At 46.3% G+C, this 255-nt stretch carries 1 protein-coding gene; it reads left to right on the plus strand.

Going from position 1 to position 255, the window contains the following annotated elements; genetic code table 11:
- The coding region (locus ACST15_RS12575) for a hypothetical protein (RefSeq protein ID WP_459455000.1) at nt 1-255 on the plus strand (255 nt) is incomplete at both ends.

The raw sequence follows: 255 nt of genomic DNA on the forward strand, positions 1-255 counted from the left end.
GGCAATAAATTAACAAGTGCAGGTGATTTTGTGAATGGGGTGGCCAACTTAACAAGCTTAGGCTTGAAGTACACAGGAACAGTTGGTAGTGGCACATTTACGTTCACTCCAGCAACAGGAACAGCTGCAACAAGTGGTAGCATAACGATCAATCCAGGATCAGCCAATAAGTTTGTGATTACAGGATCCGGCACGCAAACGGCTGGAACGAGTCAAACGATTACAATCACGGCGAAGGATGCGAATGGCAATACG

The sequence above is a fragment of the Aquirufa sp. Wall-65K1 genome, assembly GCF_054558475.1.